This is a genomic window from Pseudooceanicola sp. HF7 (assembly GCF_011806405.1).
Classification (GTDB): Bacteria; Pseudomonadota; Alphaproteobacteria; order Rhodobacterales; family Rhodobacteraceae; genus Pseudooceanicola.
Genome location: NZ_JAATOW010000070.1, coordinates 1 through 2715, shown reverse-complemented (window position 1 = coordinate 2715; position 2715 = coordinate 1). Strand labels below are relative to the sequence as shown.

Here is a 2715-nt window from a genome sequence, read left to right as displayed (position 1 = left end):
AGCGCATCAGCAGCTCGGTGTAATCGTCGAAGGGCGGCGACAGGACCTCCTGCTTGCCGCCGTAGCGGACCACCTTGCCCTGGTACATCACCGCGATCGTGTCGGCGACTTCGCGTACCGCCGCGATGTCATGGGTGATGAAGATATAGGTCACCCCCTCGCGGCGCTGCAGGTCGCGCAGCAGCTTCAGGATGCCCTTGGCAACCAGCGGATCCAGCGCGCTTGTCACCTCGTCGCAGATGATCAGCTTGGGGTCCGCTGCAAGGGCGCGGGCGATGCAGACGCGCTGCTTCTGCCCGCCCGACAGCTCTGCCGGGTAGCGGTCATAGAACTCCGGTCCCAGCTCGATACGTTCCAGCAGTTCGATCACGCGCTTGCGCTGCGCAGCGCCCTTCAGGCCGAAGTAGAACTGCAGCGGGCGTCCGATGATCGTGCCGACGGTCTGGCGCGGGTTCATCGCGACATCGGCCATCTGGTAGATCATCTGCAGCTCTTGCAGGTTCTTTCGGCTGCGGCCCTTCAGCGACGGGCTCAGGACCTCTCCGTTGAACTCCACCGTGCCGGTATGGGGCTCGAGCAGGCCGGTCAGCACCCGCGCCAGCGTGGACTTGCCGGACCCGCTTTCGCCGACGATGGCCAAGGTGGTGCCCGGCTGGACCTCCATCTTGATCTTCTTGAGAACGTCGCGGTCCACCCCGCGATAGCGCGCGGAGATGTTGCGCAGCTTCAGCACCGCTTCGCCTTCGGGCGCGCGTTCGTCCCGCTCCACGTTGATGGCCGAGACGAGATCGCGGGTGTAGTCTTCCTGCGGGTGGTTGATGATCTGGTCGCAGCTGCCGTATTCGACCGTCTCGCCGCCGCGCAGCACCATGATGTCATCGGCGATCTGCGCCACAACCGCCAGGTCGTGCGTGATGTAGAGCGCGGCGACACCGAAGTCCCGGATCGCCTTCTTGATCGCGGCCAGCACGCCAAGCTGCGTGGTCACGTCCAGCGCCGTGGTCGGTTCGTCGAAGACCACGAGGTCGGGCTTGGGGCAAAGCGCCTTGGCCGTCATCGCGCGCTGCAACTGCCCGCCTGAGACCTGGTGGGGATAGCGGTCCCCGAAGGTCTCGGGATCGGGCAGGCCGAGGCGGGTGAACAGGTCCACGGCGCGGGCCTTGGCCTCTGCCTTGGACATGCGCTTATGCTTGACGGTGCTCTCGATCACCTGGTCCATCAGCTTGCGGGCCGGGTTGAAGGCGGCCGCCGCCGATTGCGCGACATAGGTCACGTCGGCCCCGCGCGCGTCCCGCAGGACCCGGCCCGGCGCGCCGCGCATCTCGCGTCCGTTCAGCTTGATGGAGCCGCCGGTCAACTGCACGCCGCCGCGCCCGTAGCCCATGGCAGACAGGCCGATGGTCGACTTGCCCGCGCCGGATTCCCCGATCAGCCCCAGCACCTTGCCGGGCTCAAGCGTCAGGGAGACCCCGTTGACGATGGTGATCCTGCGGGGCTTTTCGCCGGGCGGATAGCTGGTTGCCTCGATCTTGAGGTCGTTGATTTCAAGAAGTGCCTCAGCCATTGCGGCCTCCTTTCAGCGATGTCGTCCGTTCTAGGATCCAGTCCGCCACCAGGTTGACCGAGATCGCCAGCGCCGCGATCGCCACCGCCGGCAGCAGGGCCGCGGGGATGCCGTAGACGATGCCGTCCTTGTTCTCCTTCACAATGCCGCCCCAGTCCGCATTGGGCGGCTGGATGCCAAGGCCCAGGAAGGAGAGGGTGGAGACGAAGAGCACGACGAAGATGAAGCGCATGCCCAGCTCAGCGATCAGCGGAGAGATGGCGTTTGGCAGGATCTCGCGGAAGATGACCCAGCCGCGGCCTTCACCGCGCAGCCGGGCGGCCTCGACAAAGTCCATGACGGCCAGGTCCACCGCGACGGCGCGCGACAGGCGGAACATGCGCGTGGCCTCAAGCAGGCCGATGACCGCGACCAGGATCGGCACGGTGACCGGCATGACCGAAAGGACCACCAGCGCGAAGATCAGCGAGGGGATGGCCATGACCAGGTCGACCATGCGCGACAGCGCCATGTCCACCCAGCCGCCGATGACGGCGGCAAAGAGGCCAAGCGCGGTGCCCACGACGAAGGCGACCATGGTGGCGGCGATGGCCACCGCGATCGTGGTGCGCCCGCCGTAGATCAGGCGGGACAGCAGGTCGCGGCCGATGTTGTCGGTGCCAAGCCAATGGGCGCCGGAGGCCGGTTCCCAGACATCGCCGACAACCTCGCTCATACCGTAGGGCGCGAGCCAGGGCGCGAAGATGGCAGAGAGGAAGAAGCAGGAGGCGACGACAAGGCCGATGAGGGCGGGATAGGGTAATTTCTTCAGCATGTGTCGCTCCTCACCGCGGATGCCGCAGGCGCGGGTTGGCGAGGATCGAGAAGATATCCGCCAGCATGTTCAGGGTGATGTAGACCGCGGCGAAGATGATGCCGCAGGCCTGCACGACGGGCACGTCACGCTTGGCCACGTGATCCACCAGGTACTGGCCCATGCCGGGGTAGACGAAGACCACCTCGACCTCCACGACGCCGACCACCAGGTAGGCCATGTTCAGCATGACAACGTTGACGATGGGCGCGACGGCGTTCGGGAAGGCGTGGCGCCAGATCACCTTGAAGCGCGACAGGCCGTCCAGCTCTGCGGTTTCGATATAGGCGGATTGCAT

Annotated in this window: 3 protein-coding genes; all 3 read right to left on the bottom strand. The window is 65.9% G+C overall.

Translation table 11 applies throughout. The features are described from left to right. Positions 1–1564, bottom strand: a 1564-nt coding sequence (locus tag HCZ97_RS20345) for an ABC transporter ATP-binding protein (protein WP_167690941.1), incomplete at its 3' end; no start/stop codon positions are given. Further along, a complete protein-coding gene (locus HCZ97_RS20340) occupies positions 1557–2375 on the bottom strand; it encodes an ABC transporter permease (RefSeq protein WP_167690942.1) in 819 nt (272 codons plus the stop codon). The genes HCZ97_RS20340 and HCZ97_RS20345, both read right to left, overlap by 8 nt. Before the next feature lie 13 nt (positions 2376–2388). Beyond that, positions 2389–2715, bottom strand: a 327-nt coding sequence (locus HCZ97_RS20335) for an ABC transporter permease (protein WP_167690940.1), incomplete at its 5' end; no start/stop codon positions are given.